This window comes from Paraliobacillus sediminis (assembly GCF_003426055.1).
In genome coordinates, this window is sequence record NZ_QJSI01000003.1 from 440,189 (window position 1) to 457,623 (window position 17,435).

Here is a 17,435-nt window from a genome sequence, read left to right on the forward strand (position 1 = left end):
CGCTTTTTGCTTGTTAAATCTCATAAAACAAGTTATGATAGATATAGTTAAAAGACGAGGGGGAAATAATGTGAGCGATCGTAAACAAGCCTTAGATATGGCGTTAAAACAAATAGAAAAGCAATTTGGTAAAGGTTCCGTTATGAAATTAGGAGAACGTCCGGAACAAAGAGTTGCTACAGTTTCAAGTGGCTCTTTAGCTTTGGATGTGGCATTAGGTGTTGGTGGATACCCAAGAGGAAGAGTTATTGAGATTTATGGACCAGAGTCTTCAGGTAAGACGACTGTTTCTTTACACGCAATAGCTGAAGCGCAAAGAGAAGGTGGAACAGCAGCTTTTATTGACGCTGAGCACGCGTTAGATCCCATATATGCAAAAAATTTAGGTGTTAACATAGATGAACTTCTTTTATCACAACCGGATACTGGTGAGCAAGCATTAGAAATTGCTGAAGCTTTAGTTCGCAGTGGCGCTGTTGATATGGTGGTTATTGATTCTGTTGCAGCACTCGTACCAAAAGCTGAAATTGAGGGTGAAATGGGTGATTCACATATTGGTTTGCAAGCTCGTTTAATGTCTCAAGCATTACGTAAATTATCTGGTGCGATTAATAAATCAAGAACAACAGCTATTTTCATTAACCAAATTCGTGAAAAGGTTGGCGTTATGTTTGGTAGTCCTGAAGTAACCCCAGGTGGTCGTGCTTTGAAGTTCTATGCATCGATTCGTTTAGATGTACGTCGTGCTGAAACATTAAAACAAGGTAATGATATGGTCGGAAATAGAACAAGAATAAAAGTAGTCAAAAACAAGGTAGCTCCTCCTTTTAAACAAGCAGAAGTAGATATTATGTATGGAGAAGGTATCTCAAGAGAAGGCGAAATGCTTGATATGGCTTCGGACGTAGACATCGTGTTAAAGAGTGGTGCATGGTATTCATATAATGAAGAACGTCTTGGACAAGGGCGAGAGAATGCGAAACTATTTCTTAAAGAAAATCGCGCTCTAGCAGATGAAATATATCAAAAGGCAAGAGATCATTATGGGTTAGGGGTAAAAGTAGAAGAAGTGGTAGCTCCTGTTAAAGAGGAAAAAAGTAAGAAAGATGAAAAAGTTAAAAAAGAGGTAAATAAAGAAGAAAATAAAGTTTAATTCTTTGTTTCCTTTTTATAAAGCTGTTGGTGAGACATGTTAGACATGTTTTATCAACAGTTTTTTGTAAACTTAGTTTGTTTAAAAAGTGGATTTTTATACCAAATAGATGTTGACTTTAACGATAATGTAATAAATTGTCGTTAGAATAAGACGTTTCCTTGACAATACATATATGCAAGATTAGAATTAAATTGTATAATTTTATTTGTAAACATTTATACATTTTGATTAATTATGCATTCATAATGGTAAAACTGTACATGCCGACCTGAAATTGTTTTGTACAAATTTATAGCAAGAGGAGGTGAAACCATGGATTTCATGGATATATTACTTGTAGTCATCTCCAGTTTGCTTACCCTTATCGTCGGTATTGTTGTTGGTTATCTTGTTCGTAAATCTATTGCAGAAAAGAAGATTTCTAGTGCAGAAGAATTAGCGAAACAGATTGTTGAGGAAGGACATCGTAACGCAGAAGTAGCCAAAAAAGAGGCACTTTTAGAAGCGAAGGATGAAAACCATAAAATTCGTCAACAAGCGGATCAAGATCTTCGTGAAAGAAGAGCTGATTTACAAAAACAAGAGAATCGTCTTATGCAAAAAGAAGAGAATTTGAACAGAAAAGATGAAACGCTTGATAAGCGTGAACTCATGTTAGAGAGAAAAGAAAGTTCGCTAGCAGAAAAACAACAACAAATTGAAGTAACGGAAAGCAAAGTGGGAGCTATGTTAAGCGAGCAACAAACAGAGCTAGAAAGAATTTCTGGTTACACAACTGATCATGCGAGACAAGTTATTCTAGAACGTGTTGAAAAAGAACTCAGTCATGAATCAGCGGTCATGATCAAAGAATCTGAGAATCGTGTCAAAGAGGAATCAGATAAGAAGGCAAAAGAGATATTATCTCTTGCTATGCAACGTTGTGCGGCAGATCATGTAGCTGAAACGACTGTGTCTGTTGTTAATCTTCCAAATGATGAAATGAAAGGTCGAATAATTGGACGTGAGGGACGTAATATTCGTACACTTGAAACATTAACTGGTATTGATTTAATTATAGATGACACACCTGAAGCAGTTATTTTGTCTGGTTTTGATCCAATCAGAAGAGAGACAGCAAGAATTGCTTTAGAAAAACTAGTACAGGATGGACGTATTCATCCAGCACGCATTGAAGAAATGGTTGATAAATCTAGACGCGAAGTAGATGAATATATTCGCGAAGTTGGTGAACAGTCTACGTTTGAAGTTGGCGTACATGGTCTACACCCTGATTTAGTCAAGATTATTGGTAGATTGAAATATCGTACAAGTTATGGTCAGAATGTATTGAAACACTCTATGGAAGTGGCACACCTATCTGGTCTGCTTGCTGCTGAACTTGGAGAAGATGTAACACTCGCAAAACGCGCTGGTCTTCTTCATGATATTGGAAAAGCAATTGACCATGAAGTGGAAGGAAGCCACGTGGAAATAGGGAAAGAATTAGCGATGAAATATAAAGAAAATGAAGTTGTTATTAATTCAATTGCTTCCCACCATGGTGATGAAGAAGCAACATCTGTTATTTCAGTACTTGTGGCTGCAGCAGATTCATTGTCTGCCGCTAGACCTGGTGCACGTAGCGAAACGTTAGAAAATTATATTAAACGTTTAGAAAAACTTGAAGAGATTTCAGAATCCTATGCTGGAGTAGAAAAATCATTTGCTATCCAAGCAGGACGTGAAGTGCGAATCATGGTGAAACCTGATGAAATTGATGATTTAGAATCATTGCGTATTGCGAGAGAGATTCGCAAACGAATTGAGAATGAACTCAATTATCCAGGACATATCAAAGTAACAGTAATTAGAGAAACAAGAGCAGTAGAATATGCAAAATAAAGCGGCCATTGGTCGCTTTATTTTTTTAGCTACACGCTTTTGATAAAATTTGATACTTTTTAAACTTTAGTATCGAGGAAAATAACGACATAGTTAGACGTTATTTTCCGATCCTCAAATGAAATTGATACGCTAATTTTTGTCTATAAATATATTACGTGATATCGTAGACTGAATTGAAAAAAACAGCAACTTGGTGAGTAACAGACACTTTCTAATTAATCGGTCTCGTTAATGTTGTTCAACATTTTAAAATAGTTGCTCTAATTAATGAAGGAAGCGAAAGCCTTTACTGACGTAGTGGGATCAAGCAGGTTACGTCGTAATTTATAGAAAAATGAATTTGATTCTAGTATTTCGATGTTTTGACTTTTTATTATGGATATGTGACACTAAATGTAATTTAAGAGCGAGGAAGGTTCAACTTATAATGAAAATATTATTTATTGGTGATGTAGTAGGTTCACCTGGAAGAAATCAATTACAACATTATCTACCAAAATTAAAACAAAAATATCAACCGCAACTAACGATTGTAAACGGCGAAAATGCTGCAGCAGGAAAAGGAATAACCGAAAAAATATATAAGCAATTCCTAGAGTGGGGCGCTCAAATTATTACAATGGGCAATCACACATGGAATAAGAAAGAAATATTTGAATTCATAGACAGTGCAAAGTATATGATTCGACCTGCTAACTTTCCAGAGGGTACTCCTGGACAAGGCATGCAATATATTAATTGGAATGGAATTAAGATTGCTGTCATTAATTTACAAGGTAGAACATTTTTAGACCCAATTGATGACCCATTTCGAAAAGCAGATGAACTGGTTGATGAAGCAAGAAAACAGACAAATATTATTTTTGTTGATTTCCATGCAGAAGCAACAAGTGAAAAACAAGCTATGGCATGGTATTTAGATGGACGTGTCAGTGCTGTCGTAGGAACGCATACACATACCCAGACAGCCGATGAACGTATTTTAGATAGTGGAACCGCCTATATCACTGATGTTGGCATGACGGGTCCATATAACGGAATTTTAGGTACAGACCGTGAAGCTGTAATGAAACGTTTTTTAACGAGTTTACCTGTGCGATTTGAAGTAACAGAAGAAGGAAAAGATCAACTTAATGGTGTCATCATTGATATTGATGACAAAACAGGAAAAGCAAAGAATATTAAACGAATTTTAATTAATGATGATCATCCCTTCTTTTCATAATAGTTGATTTTTTGGAAATACAGTTCATAATAAAAGTAATAACTATCATCTTCAAGAATATAGTAAAAGTGGAACTACTATAGTCAATGAAGGAGGTAGCAGGAATGGACGTATTAAAAGTTTCAGCAAAATCAAATCCTAATTCAGTAGCAGGAGCACTTGCGAATGTTCTAAGAGAACGTGGCACAGCAGAACTTCAGGCAATTGGCGCCGGCGCAATAAATCAAGGCGTTAAAGCGGTAGCGATCGCAAGAGGGTTCGTTGCACCCAGTGGTGTTGATCTAATTTGTATTCCGGCTTTTACCGATATTATGATTGATAATGAGGAACGAACAGCGATTAAACTGATCGTCGAACCTAGGTAAGAAAAAGACAACCTGTTTGCAATTCCACGCAAACAGGATTTTTTTTAAAATCGTTAATTTTCAAAAGGAAAAGAGTGAAGCGTTATGATTATTGATGCGCATTGTGATGTGTTGTTAAAACTATGGGAAGAAGACATATCATTTGAGACGAGTACTAAATTACAAGTAAATGAAAGAAAATGGAGAAATAGCCCGGTTAAAGTGCAAAGTTTTGCTATTTTTGTCCCACCTGAAGTACCAGAAGAAATGCAATTTCAAGTTGCATTAGAAATGGTTACTATTTTCTTTGAAGAAATTATTCAACCATACGATGATATAAAATTCATCTCAAATAAAAAAGATTTACAAACATTAAAAGTGAATGAACGCGGTGCGATCTTGACGCTTGAAGGCTGTCAGGTAATCGGACGTGATATAAATAAATTAAAAACCTTAATCCGATTAGGAGTTCGAGCGGTTGGTTTAACATGGAATGAAGCAAATGCTGTTAGCGATGGCATTGGTGAAAAACGAGGAGCGGGTTTAAGTAGTTTTGGTGAAGAGGTAATTGATTTGTTGAACAAAGAACAAATTTGGACAGACGTCTCCCACATTTCCAATCAAGGTTTTTTTGACGTTTTAAAGCGTGCTGATTATGTGATGGCTTCCCATTCCAACGCTTCTAGACTGTGTGATCATCGGAGAAATCTGGATGACAAGCAAATTCAACTACTAATAAAGAAAAAAGGTTGGATCGGCGTCACTTTTGTTCCGCATTTCACACGTGCTACAGAACCTGTTAGTTATGAAAATGTGATCGAACATATTTTATATTATTTAGATCATGGGGCACAAGACTGTTTGGGGTTTGGCTCTGATTTTGATGGAATTGAAACCTATATCAAAGGCTTAGAGGATATTACGGGTTATCAAGTATTACAGAATGCTTTGAGATCACGTTTACCTGCTGATCAATTTGATAAATTGACGTATCAAAACTTCATCAATAAATTCCCAAGAACAAGTGAATAGCTGAAAAAGTTTTGTTTTTAGTTAGAATCCTTGCTATAATAGTACAATTGGATTTATTATATAGAGCGACTTGCACTAGGTATTTTACTAGTCAACTATGAAAGGAGTTTTACATTGAAATGAATGAACAACAACGAAAAGAAACGAATCAAATTAAACAAGTAGATCCAACAGACGAAAACCTGGATTCTAATTTAGATAGACTGAAAAATATCGACTCTGATGAATTAATTAGTAAGTATTTTCAAGCGACTTATGAACCACCTAATTTAAAGCAAGCTAAGAAAAGAAGACGTGAAGACGTTCAAATACATTATGATTATTCTATTTCTCATGAAATGAAAAATATTGGGCAAGGAAAGAAATTTTTGATTCGTACGTATGGCTGTCAAATGAATGAACACGATACGGAAGTTATGGCCGGCTTATTAACTGACATGGGTTATGAATCAACAGATAATACGAATGATGCAGATATTATTTTACTTAATACATGTGCGATTCGTGAAAATGCTGAAAACAAAGTATTTGGTGAAATCGGACATTTAAAACCACTTAAATTAGAAAAGCCTGATTTAATTGTTGGTGTATGTGGCTGCATGTCACAAGAAGAATCAGTAGTAAACAAAATACTTAAGGTACATCCATTTATTGATATGATTTTTGGTACACATAATATTCATCGCTTACCAGAGTTATTAAAAGAGGCCATATTTAGTAAAGAAATGGTCTTAGAAGTTTGGTCAAAAGAAGGCGACATCATTGAGAACTTACCTAAAGTACGTAAGGGTAAAATCAAAGGTTGGGTAAATATCATGTATGGCTGTGATAAGTTCTGTACATATTGTATCGTTCCATACACGCGTGGAAAAGAACGAAGTCGTATGCCAAAAGATATCATCCATGAAGTACGTCAACTAGCGGCACAAGGTTATAAAGAAATTACGTTGCTTGGTCAAAATGTCAATGCCTACGGTAAAGATTTAGATATTGCGTATGGTCTAGGTGAACTAATGGCTGAGATTAGTAAAATTGATATCCCACGTGTACGTTTTACAACGTCACACCCGCGTGATTTTGATGACCGTTTAATTGAAGTACTTGCACAAGGTGGCAACCTTTTAGATCATATTCACTTACCAGTGCAGTCAGGTAGCTCAGAAGTACTACGTGTAATGGCGCGTCGTTATACACGAGAAAGCTATTTAGAACTAGTTGGTAAAATTCGTAAAGCAATGCCAAACTCGACACTTACAACAGATATTATTGTCGGTTTCCCTAATGAAACGGCTGAGCAATTTGAAGAAACGATGACACTCGTACGTGAAGTTGGTTTTGATGGTGCTTATACATTCATCTATTCTCCAAGAGAAGGTACACCAGCTGCAAAATGGGAAGATAATATTCCAATGGAAGTGAAGAAAGAACGTCTGCAGCGTTTAAACGCATTGATTAATGAACAAGCGAAAAATGCGATGCTGAAATACGTTGGTGAAACGGTTAAGGTCTTAGTTGAAGGTGAAAGTAAAAAGAATCCAGATGTTTTATCTGGATATACAGAAAGAAATAAACTTGTTAATTTTAAAGCACCAAAATCGACAATTGGTAAAATTGTTGATGTGAAAATTATCGAAGCTAGAACATGGTCGCTTAATGGTGAATTAGCCGAGCAACCAGCTGAGGTATATTGATATGGCACATTCTAAAGAAGATGTCCTATCAAAAGCAGATGAGCTTGCTTCTCAAATTGCAAATATTGAAGAAGTAGAACGTTTTAAACAAGTAGAAGAACGATTAAATAATAACAAAAAAATAAAAAAGCTAATTAATCAAATGAAAGCTCTACAAAAACAAGCTGTAAACTTTCAAGCATACGGTAAGACTGAGGCACTAAAAAAAGTAGAAAAAGAAATTGACCTCATTCAAGAAGAAATTGATGCGATTCCAATTGTTCAGGAATTTAAAGAATCGCAAGTAATGATTAATGATATTTTGCAAGTAGTAACAGCGACAATCACAGATGAGGTTACAGAAGAGATGAAAGACGCTTCTTCTTTTAAGCAAGACTAACTCAAATAGAAATGGCTAACAGATCGTTTATCGATTTGTTAGCCATTTTTTTCGATTTATGGTGAGTTGTGATCAAATAGAACGTACTTATGATCAATTTTTTGTGGATGTGATCATTTGAGTTTAATTGTGATCAAATTCTCATGGATGTGATCAAATAGAAATGTTTTGTGATCATATCAACTAAATACGTCACGAAACTGCACTTTTTTAAAAAAATATAAATCATTTGTACCGTTTTATAGGCAAATGCATACGATGAATTAGAAACGCATGCAGATCGCCTTATTTAAAAAAAGGGCAATTGTATCATATGCACTTTAGGTAGATGTCCTGCATAAACTGACAATGAATAAAGAGGAGGTTATATATTTATGTCTTTCCTTGATCATGAATACCGTGAGATCATCACAAGGGCTGTTATCGGAAAAGGACGTAAATTCGTTCAAGATACCAACACAATTACACCAACGCATAAGCCGTCTAGTATTTTAGGCTGTTGGATCATCAATCATTTATACAATGCCAAGAGAAAAGGAGATGGCTTGGTAGAGGTGAGTGGTAGTTACGATGTAAACGTTTGGTATTCCTATAATGATAACACCAAAACAGAGGTTGTAACAGAACGTGTTGTATACGCTGATGTCATCAAATTATCTGTAAAGGATAAACAGACATTAGGCGACAAAGCAGAAGTTTTTGCTAAAGTATTACAACAACCAAACTGCTTGGAATGCACAATTGCGAGCCACGACCATAAAATCGTAGCAGAAGTAGAACGCGAATTTTTAGTCGAAGTAATTGGCGATACAAAAGTAACTGTTAAAGTTGATCCAAGTGGAATTGTGGCAGATGATGAAGATTGGGATATTGAATTAAGAGACGATGAATTTGAAAGTCTTGATCCGGATTTTCTATCAAATGAAAAATAAACTAGCCGAAGAGCGTGATGTAATGATCACGCTCTTTTTCTTTATACATAACTTGTGAGTGCAAAAATCAGTCATAGATATGCTATAATATAAGAATGAAATTTTGTACGTGTGGGGGATATAAAGATGGCAGAATTTACGCCAATGATACAGCAATATTTAAAAGTAAAAGCAGACTATAAAGATAGTTTTCTATTTTTCCGCCTAGGTGATTTTTATGAAATGTTTTTTGATGATGCACTTAAAGCTTCCAAAGAATTAGAGATTACGTTAACAAGCAGAGACGCTGGTGGGGAAGAACGTATTCCAATGTGTGGTATTCCATATCATGCAGCTGCAAGTTATATTAAGAATCTAGTTGAAAAAGGCTATAAAATAGCAATATGTGAACAAGTAGAAGATCCTAAATTAGCTAAAGGTATAGTAAAACGTGAAGTTGTTCAACTGATAACACCAGGAACAATTATGGAAGGCAATATGTTAAATGAAAAAGAAAATAATTATTTAGCTAGTATCAGTCAGTTTGATACAGACACTTTTGTGATTACATATAACGATTTGTCGACTGGTGAAAATAGTGTTGCTTTAATTGACACTGGCTGGGATCAATTGATGAGTGAACTTTTCAATCGTCCGATTAAAGAAGTAGTAATTTCAAAAGAATTAGAGGAGCGTTACCAAACTGATTTAACAGAACGCTTACTTGTCACGTTATCATATGCTGAATCAACAGCTATAGATGAAAACTTTGCACCGCTAGTTAAAGAATTAGCGGATGAACGATTAAAAGCGGCTTTTGGACGGATGCTTTGTTATATCCAATCAACCCAACAACGTTCATTGGATCATCTCAAGCCTGTCCAAATTATTGAATTAAAACAATATATGACGTTAGATATGTATTCAAAACGTAATTTGGAATTGACCGAAACAATCATGCGTAAAGGTAAACAAGGTAGTTTGTTATGGGTATTAGATAAAACGGTAACAGCAATGGGTGCACGTAAGTTAAAGAAATGGTTAGAGCGTCCTTTGTTGCAAAAAACGTTACTTGAACATCGCTATCATTTAGTCGAAGGATTAATCGCACAATTTTTAGAAAGAGAAGCATTACGAGACACATTAGAATCAATCTATGATATGGAACGTTTATGTGGTCGCGTAGCTTTTGGTAATGTAAATGGCCGTGATTTGCAACAGTTAAAACTATCTTTAGGAAAAGTACCTGATGTAAAAGTCATTTTAGACCAATTTGAAAATAAAGAAGTCCAAGCATTAGGAAATGGTGTAAACACGATAGATGAGCTATATGATCTACTCGAAAACAGTATTGTGGCAGACCCACCGATGACGATTAAAGAGGGTGGCGTTATCAAAGATGGCTACCATGAGCAACTTGACCAATACCGTTATGCTTCAAAAAATGGCAAGCAGTGGATAGCTGAGTTAGAACAAAAAGAAAAGAAAGCAACAAATATTAAATCATTGAAGATCGGATATAATCGTGTCTTTGGTTATTATATCGAAGTGACAAAAGCAAACTTGCACCTTTTGCCTGAAGGAAAATATGAGCGGAAACAAACGCTAACGAATGCTGAACGTTATATTACTCCAGAACTAAAAGAGAAAGAAACATTAATTTTAGAAGCAGAAGAGAAAAGTGTTGACTTGGAACATCAATTATTCACAGAACTTCGCGAGCGAGTAAAAACATTCATCCCGCAGCTACAAGCGCTAGCTGACAAAATAAGTGAAATTGATGTGTTACAAGGATTTGCGACAGTAAGTGAACTAAACGACTATCATAGACCAACTTTTAATGCAGAACGTCAAATCAATATCGAAAACGGACGTCATCCAGTTGTTGAAAAAGTGATGAAAGATGATATGTATGTACCAAATGATGTTGATATGAATGATGCGACAGATATTTTATTAATTACTGGACCGAATATGTCTGGTAAAAGTACGTACATGCGCCAGTTAGCCTTGATTACGATTATGGCGCAAATTGGCTGTTTCGTACCTTGTGAAAAAGCATCATTACCTATATTTGATAAAATATTTACCCGAATAGGCGCAGCAGATGACTTAGTAGCCGGTCAAAGTACATTTATGGTTGAAATGCTGGAAGCGAAGCATGCAATTACAAATGCAACGGAAGACAGTTTAATTTTATTAGATGAAATTGGTCGCGGGACAAGTACTTATGATGGAATGGCACTTGCGCAAGCAATTATTGAATATGTGCATGACCATGTCGGTGCAAAAACATTATTTTCTACCCATTATCACGAATTGACAACATTAGAAGAAACATTAGAACAATTGAAAAATGTCCATGTTAGGGCGGAAGAATTTGAGGGAAAAGTTGTTTTCTTACATCAAATTCAAGATGGAGCAGCTGATAAGAGTTACGGTATTCACGTAGCCAAGTTAGCGGCATTACCTGATCAACTGATTGAACGTGCTACTGTTATCCTGGAGCAATTAGAGAAGTCAGAAGCAAAAGGTAATCAGAAAGAGGCCGAAGATGATGCGCAGCAATTAAGCTTTTTTGTTGCAGAGCAAAAAGCAGCTAACGGTCAAATCGTAACAAAATCTAAAGCGGACAAAGCACTACAAAAATCACTTAAAAAAATTAACATTATGGAAATGACTCCTATGCAAGCAATGAATGAATTATATCGCTTACAACGCCTAGCGAACGAGGAGGATTAATGGTGAAGATATTACCAATGCCAGATGGACTTGCTAATAAGATTGCGGCTGGAGAGGTAGTAGAACGTCCAGCATCTGTTGTTAAAGAATTATTGGAAAATAGTATTGATGCCAATAGTACATCGATTAAAATTGAAGTGGAAGACGCTGGACTCCAGCAAATTAAAATCACTGACAATGGTGAGGGAATGGATCCGGAAGATGCGGAACATTCCTTTGCGCGTCATGCAACAAGTAAAATCCGGAGTGAAAATGATTTATTTCATGTCAAAACATTAGGATTTCGTGGTGAGGCACTTGCTTCCATTGCAGCGGTTAGTAAACTAACACTAAAGACATCAACTGGTGGGGAAGCGGGTACAGTCTTAAAACTAGATGGCGGTAAGATTGTTGAAAGGGACAAGAGTGATGCGAGACAAGGGACTGAAATGAGCATAGATGCACTATTTTTCAATACACCAGCTCGATTGAAGTATATGAAGACAATTCATACGGAACTTGGTCACATTACGGATGTTGTTAATCGAATGGCACTTTCTAACCCGAATATCCGATTTGAACTGTACCATAATGGAAAAAACATCTTCCAAACAACAGGTCGTGGAGATGTCATTCAGGTCATTTCGCAGGTCTATGGAATTAACGTAGCGAAAAAAATGATTCCGGTATCTATTGAGACGTTAGATTTTTCAATTAAAGGATATATTGCAAAACCAGAAGTAACGCGTGCATCCCGAAATTATATTTCAACTATTATTAATGGACGCTATATTCGTAGCATTCCGTTAAATAAAGCAATAGCAAGCGGCTATCATACGTTATTACCAATTGGCCGTAGCCCGATTGTGATATTGGAAATTGAAATGGACCCAATCTTAGTTGACGTGAATGTACATCCTGCTAAATTAGAAGTTCGTTTTAGTAAAGAAAAAGAATTATTTTATGCGGTAGAAGAAACAATTCGCAAAGCTTTTCGAAAAGAAACACTTATTCCTGACAACAAACAGAATCAGCCAAAAACGGAGAAAGTAAAGAGTACACAACACACTTTTTCCTTTGATTATCAAAAAAAAGCTCCTATCGAACAAGATCATAATACGCAATCATACACACCACCTCGAGATGATCAGAATACGTTTGCGTCAGCACAAGCCGCAGCATTAGAATCTATGACATCGTATGATTTGGATTTGATCCCTCGCGTACCAGTAGAAGAGGATAATGATACGCACGAAAATGATCTACCAGATCAAGAAGCAAATCTCGAACGGATTCCTGTTATGTATCCTATTGGACAACATCATGGTACGTATATTATGGCGGAGAATGAAGACGGCTTATATATGATTGACCAGCACGCTGCACAGGAACGAATTAAATATGAGTATTTTCGCGATAAAATTGGCGATGTTCCAAACGAATTACAAGAACTTTTATTACCGTTAACGTTTGACTTTTCAAAACAAGAGGCATTACTAGTGGAACAACATCAAGAAGAATTAAAAAAAGTCGGCTTGTTTTTTGAACACTTTGGTCAGCAAACATATATCGTTCGAGCACATCCACAATGGTTTCCACAAGGATTCGAGGAAGAGGTTATTCGTGATATTGTGGAACAAGTAATGGTTGAGGACAAAGTGGATATTGCTAAGTTGCGTGAGGATGCCGCAATCCTAATGTCATGTAAACGGTCGATTAAAGCGAATCATTATTTAAATAAAGACGATATGTTTCAACTTTTACAAGATCTAAGGAAATCGACTGATCCATTTACATGTCCACATGGTCGACCGATTATTATTCATTTCTCTGGATATGAGATGGAGAAGATGTTTAAACGCGTGATGTAAAATGTGTGTATAAAAAAGGAATCTAATCAAAGGCTATTAGTAAAAAGGTTAGGTGCCAAGATGCAAAAAAATAAAGACTTGATTCATTATTTAAACCTTGAATTATCTAATGTTGCGGTGCTATATGTAAAATTACATCGGTATCATTGGTATATCAAAGGAAGTCAGTTTTTTACATTACATGCTATTTTTGAGGAACATTATAAGGAACTAGCTAATGATTTTGATCAAATTGCAGAGCGCATATTAGCGATTGGTGGAAGACCGTTTGCAATAATGGAAAAGTATCTTGAAACAACGAGTCTAAAAGAAGCGCAAGCAGATGACGAGGGCTCAGAAATGATCCGTCAATTAATAGAAGATTACCAACAGATTAGCGATGAAATACAACAAAAAGCTTTGCCACAAGCTAGAGATTATCGAGATAAACCTACAGAGGATCTCTTAATTGGCTTTCAAACGAAGTTAGAAAAATATATTTGGATGCTTAAAGCACACCAAAAACTATAATGAATGAGGGGGTATCATGATGGAAGTGTCATGAGCCTTTTTTTTTATATAATTTAATGTATAATTAGTCCAAGTAGAAATGATAGCGATGATAAGGGGATTACCGATGAAACAAACTGTTATTGCTGTTGTTGGTCCAACAGCGGTTGGGAAAACTAACCTTAGTATAGAAATTGCGAAAAAATTTGATGGAGAAATAATTAGTGGTGATTCCATGCAAATCTATAAAGGGATGGATATTGGCACCGCTAAAGTAACAGAAGAAGAACAACAAGGAATCAATCACCATATGTTAGATATTAAATCACCAGACGAAGACTTTTCTGTTGCGGATTTTCAACGTGAAGTACAACAACATATTGAAGAAATTAAAGCGAGAGGAAAACTTCCGATTATCGCCGGTGGAACAGGTTTATACATAAAAGCTGCTTTATATGACTATCAATTTACGGACGAAAAAAGAGACAACACGTTTCACGAAGAAATAGAACGTGAAATAGAAGAACATGGTATGGCGTCGGTCTATCAAAGGTTACAAGTCATTGATCCCGCTCAAGCGGAGAAGATTCATCCAAACAATGTAAGAAGGGTAATTCGAGCGCTTGAAGTATTTGATCGAACAGGAATAACGATGACAGAACACCATGCAGCCCAAAGTGACACATCACCTTACAATCCTATTTTAATTGGATTGGAAATGGACCGGGAAATACTGTATAATCGAATTAATCAACGTGTGGATCTTATGATAGAAACTGGATTACTAGATGAAGTAGAATATTTCTACACGATGGGCTTAGAAAAGGTACAAGCAATGCAGGCAATTGGATATAAGGAGTTTATCCCTTACTTTAAAGGGGAACAATCTTTAGAAGAAGTAATCATGCTGTTAAAACAAAATTCAAGACGATACGCTAAACGCCAATATACATGGTTTAAAAATAAGATGGATGTACATTGGTATGAGGTCAAACCTATAGAACACTTAAAAATAATTCAAACAATTTTAGATGATTTAGCAGGAATGATCGAAAAGAAGTAGAAATAATATAATAGAGATAGAAAAGAGGAGGAATTCAGTATGTCACAATCTGTTAATATTCAAGATCAATTTCTAAATCAAATACGTAAAGACCATATCCAAGTAACTATATTTCTAACAAACGGTTTTCAATTAAGGGGAACGATTAAAGCATTTGATAATTTTACCGTATTACTGGATACAGATGGCAAGCAACAATTAATCTTTAAACATGCAATCTCTACATTTGCACCAGTGAAAAATGTTACATTAGAAAAAGAGTAATGTAACTGGAAATACTATATTCCATTTTAGCTCCCTTTTTAAATCCATTACGGATTTGATAAGGGATTTTTCTTTGATTAAATAGATGTTACTGAAATGTTGTTTGTATCCTTAAATGGGATAGGCACTACTTATGTATTGCTATTTCAGAATTATTATAAAGGCATCTGTCACACACTGGGCTTACATCACGTATAATGTGGATGGTAAGGGGTGATTGATGGTGGAATCGCAAATTTCTTTTCCTAAACAAAATCAAATTAATATTGTCTTGCAAGATCAACGCGAGCGATTAGGTAATAGTGATGAAAAGCTTTATGACCCTTTTCAACAGTTGGACCAAGCATTTTCAAGTTTTGTTGGTCTTGATTTATTAAAAGATAACATCAAAGAAATATATGCAAATGTGCAAATTAATCAGCAAAGAGAAAAAGTTGGCATGAAAACACAACCACAAGTATTACACATGTTGTTTAAAGGGAATCCTGGTACAGGTAAGACTACCGTTGCACGCAAACTATCCGTGTTATTTCGGGAGTTGAATATGTTGTCAAAGGGCCACTTCATTGAGGCGGAACGAGCGGATCTAGTTGGAGAATACATTGGTCATACCGCTAAGAAAACACGTGATTTAGTAACCAAGGCACTTGGAGGTATATTATTTATAGATGAAGCTTATGCTTTAGCTAGAGGTGGCGATAAAGATTTCGGTAAAGAAGCAATCGATACGCTAGTGAAACAGATGGAAGATCATCATGGCGAGTTTATTTTAATATTGGCCGGGTATCCGTTAGAAATGGAATACTTTTTATCGATGAATCCAGGTCTTGGTTCACGTTTTCCGATTGTTTTGGATTTTGATGATTATTCTATTGATGAACTAATCAATATTGCACACAAAATGACTGCGGATAGAGAGTATCAATTAACGAAAGAAGCGGAATGGAAGTTAAGAACACATCTAACCAAAGCGAAGCGTGACAGCAACCATACGAATTTTGCTAATGCTCGTTTAGTGCGGAATATGATTGAAAAAGCAATTCGGAAACAAGCTGTTCGCTTATTAAAAAAGCGGCATTATAGTACAGATGATTTAATGTTGATTACAGTTAAAGATATTGTGTTAGAATAGAAGTATTGGGTCATAGAAGAAAAGAGGATTAAAATATGGTAGAAAAGGTACTAATCATTGCAGTTCACAAAAAAATGAGTGATGAAGATCGATTATATTATTCATTAGAGGAATTAAAATCGTTAACAGAATCAGCGAAAGGTACAGTTGTTGAAACGCTAATTCAAAAGCGGGACCGCGCTCATCCCGCTACATATATTGGAAAAGGTAAGATGGAAGAACTAAATGAATTAATTGAGGAATTAGAAGTTGATTTAATCATCGCGAATGACGAATTGTCATCAAGTCAAATGCGTAATTTGCATGAACAATTAGAAATACCGATTATTGATCGAAGCCAATTAATTCTGGATATATTTGCGCAACGTGCCCATACAAGAGAGGGTAAATTGCAAGTGGAGTTAGCGCAATATAAATATATGCTTCCACGTTTACATGGACAAGGTGCTTCTTTATCTCGTCTAGGTGGTGGAATTGGAACGCGTGGTCCAGGTGAGACAAAACTTGAAACAGACAAACGACATATTAATCGTCGGATTGATGAAGTGAAGGAAAAACTCGAAACAGTTGTTAACCAACGTTCCCAATACCGCAAGCATCGTAAAACAAATAAAGCATTTCAAATTGCGATTGTTGGTTATACGAATGCTGGTAAATCAACACTATTTAATCGACTAACAAAAAGTGACTCAATGGAAGAAGATCAATTGTTCGCAACGTTGGATCCGATGTCCAGACAAATGCAATTTCCAATTGGTTTGCAATCAATCGTAACAGATACGGTTGGGTTTATGCAGGATTTACCAACAGCGTTAATTGCTGCTTTTCGTTCGACATTAGAAGAGGTAAGAGAAGCGGACTTTATTTATCACGTAATTGATGTTAACCATCCTGATTACCCGCAACACTATGAGACAGTGCAGAAACTGTTGAAGGATTTAGACGCAGACAAAATCCCGTCTTTAATGATCTATAATAAAAAGGATTTGTTAACAACAGGTTTTATTCCGTCTGTACATCCATCAATTTTAATTAGTGCACTTAATCAAGAAGATCAGAATAAAACATTGTTAAAGACACAAGAAATATTAAAAGAGCAATGGGTGTTTTATGAAAAAATCATCTCGGCTACAGAAGGTAAAAGATTGTTGTCTTTTCGTAATTATACGTTAATGACGAAACAAGAATTTAATGAAGATGAAGAAACGTATTTAGTACAAGGTTATATGCCTGATGGCCATCCATTACAATATAGCTAGAAGGAGCAAAC

The 17,435-nt window shown here is 35.8% G+C and carries 15 protein-coding genes; all 15 read left to right on the forward strand.

Translation table 11 applies throughout. The features are described 5' to 3' along the window. The first annotated feature begins 70 nt into the window (after positions 1-70). The 15 genes from recA to hflX all read left to right on the forward strand — a co-directional run bounded on the left by recA (position 71) and on the right by hflX (position 17,424). Positions 71-1,153 (forward strand): recombinase RecA, encoded by a 1,083-nt coding sequence (gene recA / locus D2K60_RS14870; protein ID WP_117169647.1) that lies wholly within the window; start codon positions 71-73, stop codon positions 1,151-1,153. Positions 1,154-1,477: 324 nt separating this feature from the next. Continuing rightward, on the forward strand, positions 1,478-3,040 hold the full coding sequence (gene rny / locus D2K60_RS14875) for a ribonuclease Y (protein ID WP_205418616.1): 1,563 nt from the start codon (positions 1,478-1,480) through the stop codon (positions 3,038-3,040). Positions 3,041-3,470: 430 nt separating this feature from the next. Next, positions 3,471-4,268, forward strand: coding sequence for a TIGR00282 family metallophosphoesterase (locus D2K60_RS14880; protein WP_117169645.1), 798 nt, complete (start codon positions 3,471-3,473; stop codon positions 4,266-4,268). A 104-nt stretch (positions 4,269-4,372) separates the two neighbouring features. Further along, entirely contained in the window at positions 4,373-4,633 is a 261-nt protein-coding gene (locus D2K60_RS14885) for a stage V sporulation protein S (RefSeq protein ID WP_112180913.1), read from the forward strand. An 84-nt stretch (positions 4,634-4,717) separates the two neighbouring features. Next, on the forward strand, positions 4,718-5,644 hold the full coding sequence (locus D2K60_RS14890; protein ID WP_117169644.1) for a dipeptidase: 927 nt from the start codon (positions 4,718-4,720) through the stop codon (positions 5,642-5,644). A 119-nt stretch (positions 5,645-5,763) separates the two neighbouring features. Next, the gene (gene miaB / locus D2K60_RS14895) at positions 5,764-7,335 is read left to right on the forward strand and encodes a tRNA (N6-isopentenyl adenosine(37)-C2)-methylthiotransferase MiaB (protein ID WP_117169643.1); all 1,572 of its coding nucleotides are present in this window, start codon (positions 5,764-5,766) and stop codon (positions 7,333-7,335) included. A gap of 1 nt (position 7,336) precedes the next feature. Next, positions 7,337-7,714: a YlbF/YmcA family competence regulator gene (locus tag D2K60_RS14900; RefSeq protein WP_117169642.1), complete on the forward strand. Its 378-nt coding sequence runs from the start codon at positions 7,337-7,339 to the stop codon at positions 7,712-7,714. A 374-nt stretch (positions 7,715-8,088) separates the two neighbouring features. Then, entirely contained in the window at positions 8,089-8,646 is a 558-nt protein-coding gene (gene cotE / locus D2K60_RS14905) for an outer spore coat protein CotE (protein WP_117169641.1), read from the forward strand. Between the two features lie 126 nt (positions 8,647-8,772). Beyond that, positions 8,773-11,367: a DNA mismatch repair protein MutS gene (gene mutS / locus D2K60_RS14910; RefSeq protein WP_117169640.1), complete on the forward strand. Its 2,595-nt coding sequence runs from the start codon at positions 8,773-8,775 to the stop codon at positions 11,365-11,367. A 2-nt stretch (positions 11,368-11,369) separates the two neighbouring features. Next, positions 11,370-13,217 (forward strand): DNA mismatch repair endonuclease MutL, encoded by a 1,848-nt coding sequence (gene mutL / locus D2K60_RS14915; RefSeq protein ID WP_117169639.1) that lies wholly within the window; start codon positions 11,370-11,372, stop codon positions 13,215-13,217. 60 nt (positions 13,218-13,277) lie between these two features. Beyond that, positions 13,278-13,727 (forward strand): Dps family protein, encoded by a 450-nt coding sequence (locus D2K60_RS14920; RefSeq protein ID WP_117169638.1) that lies wholly within the window; start codon positions 13,278-13,280, stop codon positions 13,725-13,727. 106 nt (positions 13,728-13,833) lie between these two features. After that, complete coding sequence (miaA, locus tag D2K60_RS14925; RefSeq protein ID WP_117169637.1) at positions 13,834-14,769, forward strand: tRNA (adenosine(37)-N6)-dimethylallyltransferase MiaA; 936 nt, start codon at positions 13,834-13,836, stop codon at positions 14,767-14,769. A gap of 39 nt (positions 14,770-14,808) precedes the next feature. Then, a complete protein-coding gene (hfq, locus tag D2K60_RS14930) occupies positions 14,809-15,033 on the forward strand; it encodes an RNA chaperone Hfq (RefSeq protein ID WP_117169636.1) in 225 nt (74 codons plus the stop codon). A 220-nt stretch (positions 15,034-15,253) separates the two neighbouring features. Further along, positions 15,254-16,165 carry a stage V sporulation protein K gene (spoVK, locus tag D2K60_RS14935; RefSeq protein WP_117169635.1) on the forward strand — a complete coding sequence of 304 codons (912 nt, stop codon included), beginning with the start codon at positions 15,254-15,256 and terminating at the stop codon, positions 16,163-16,165. 35 nt (positions 16,166-16,200) lie between these two features. Next, entirely contained in the window at positions 16,201-17,424 is a 1,224-nt protein-coding gene (gene hflX / locus D2K60_RS14940) for a GTPase HflX (RefSeq protein ID WP_117169634.1), read from the forward strand. The last annotated feature ends 11 nt before the right edge of the window (positions 17,425-17,435 follow it).

Coding starts and splice junctions, on each gene's coding strand:
- rny (WP_205418616.1), top strand. CDS start 1,478: ATGGATATATTACTTGTAGTCATCTCCAGTTTGCTTACCCTTATCGTC.
- D2K60_RS14880 (WP_117169645.1), top strand. CDS start 3,471: ATGAAAATATTATTTATTGGTGATGTAGTAGGTTCACCTGGAAGAAAT.
- D2K60_RS14885 (WP_112180913.1), top strand. CDS start 4,373: ATGGACGTATTAAAAGTTTCAGCAAAATCAAATCCTAATTCAGTAGCA.
- D2K60_RS14890 (WP_117169644.1), top strand. CDS start 4,718: ATGATTATTGATGCGCATTGTGATGTGTTGTTAAAACTATGGGAAGAA.
- miaB (WP_117169643.1), top strand. CDS start 5,764: ATGAATGAACAACAACGAAAAGAAACGAATCAAATTAAACAAGTAGAT.
- D2K60_RS14900 (WP_117169642.1), top strand. CDS start 7,337: ATGGCACATTCTAAAGAAGATGTCCTATCAAAAGCAGATGAGCTTGCT.
- cotE (WP_117169641.1), top strand. CDS start 8,089: ATGTCTTTCCTTGATCATGAATACCGTGAGATCATCACAAGGGCTGTT.
- mutS (WP_117169640.1), top strand. CDS start 8,773: ATGGCAGAATTTACGCCAATGATACAGCAATATTTAAAAGTAAAAGCA.
- D2K60_RS14920 (WP_117169638.1), top strand. CDS start 13,278: ATGCAAAAAAATAAAGACTTGATTCATTATTTAAACCTTGAATTATCT.
- miaA (WP_117169637.1), top strand. CDS start 13,834: ATGAAACAAACTGTTATTGCTGTTGTTGGTCCAACAGCGGTTGGGAAA.
- hfq (WP_117169636.1), top strand. CDS start 14,809: ATGTCACAATCTGTTAATATTCAAGATCAATTTCTAAATCAAATACGT.
- spoVK (WP_117169635.1), top strand. CDS start 15,254: ATGGTGGAATCGCAAATTTCTTTTCCTAAACAAAATCAAATTAATATT.
- hflX (WP_117169634.1), top strand. CDS start 16,201: ATGGTAGAAAAGGTACTAATCATTGCAGTTCACAAAAAAATGAGTGAT.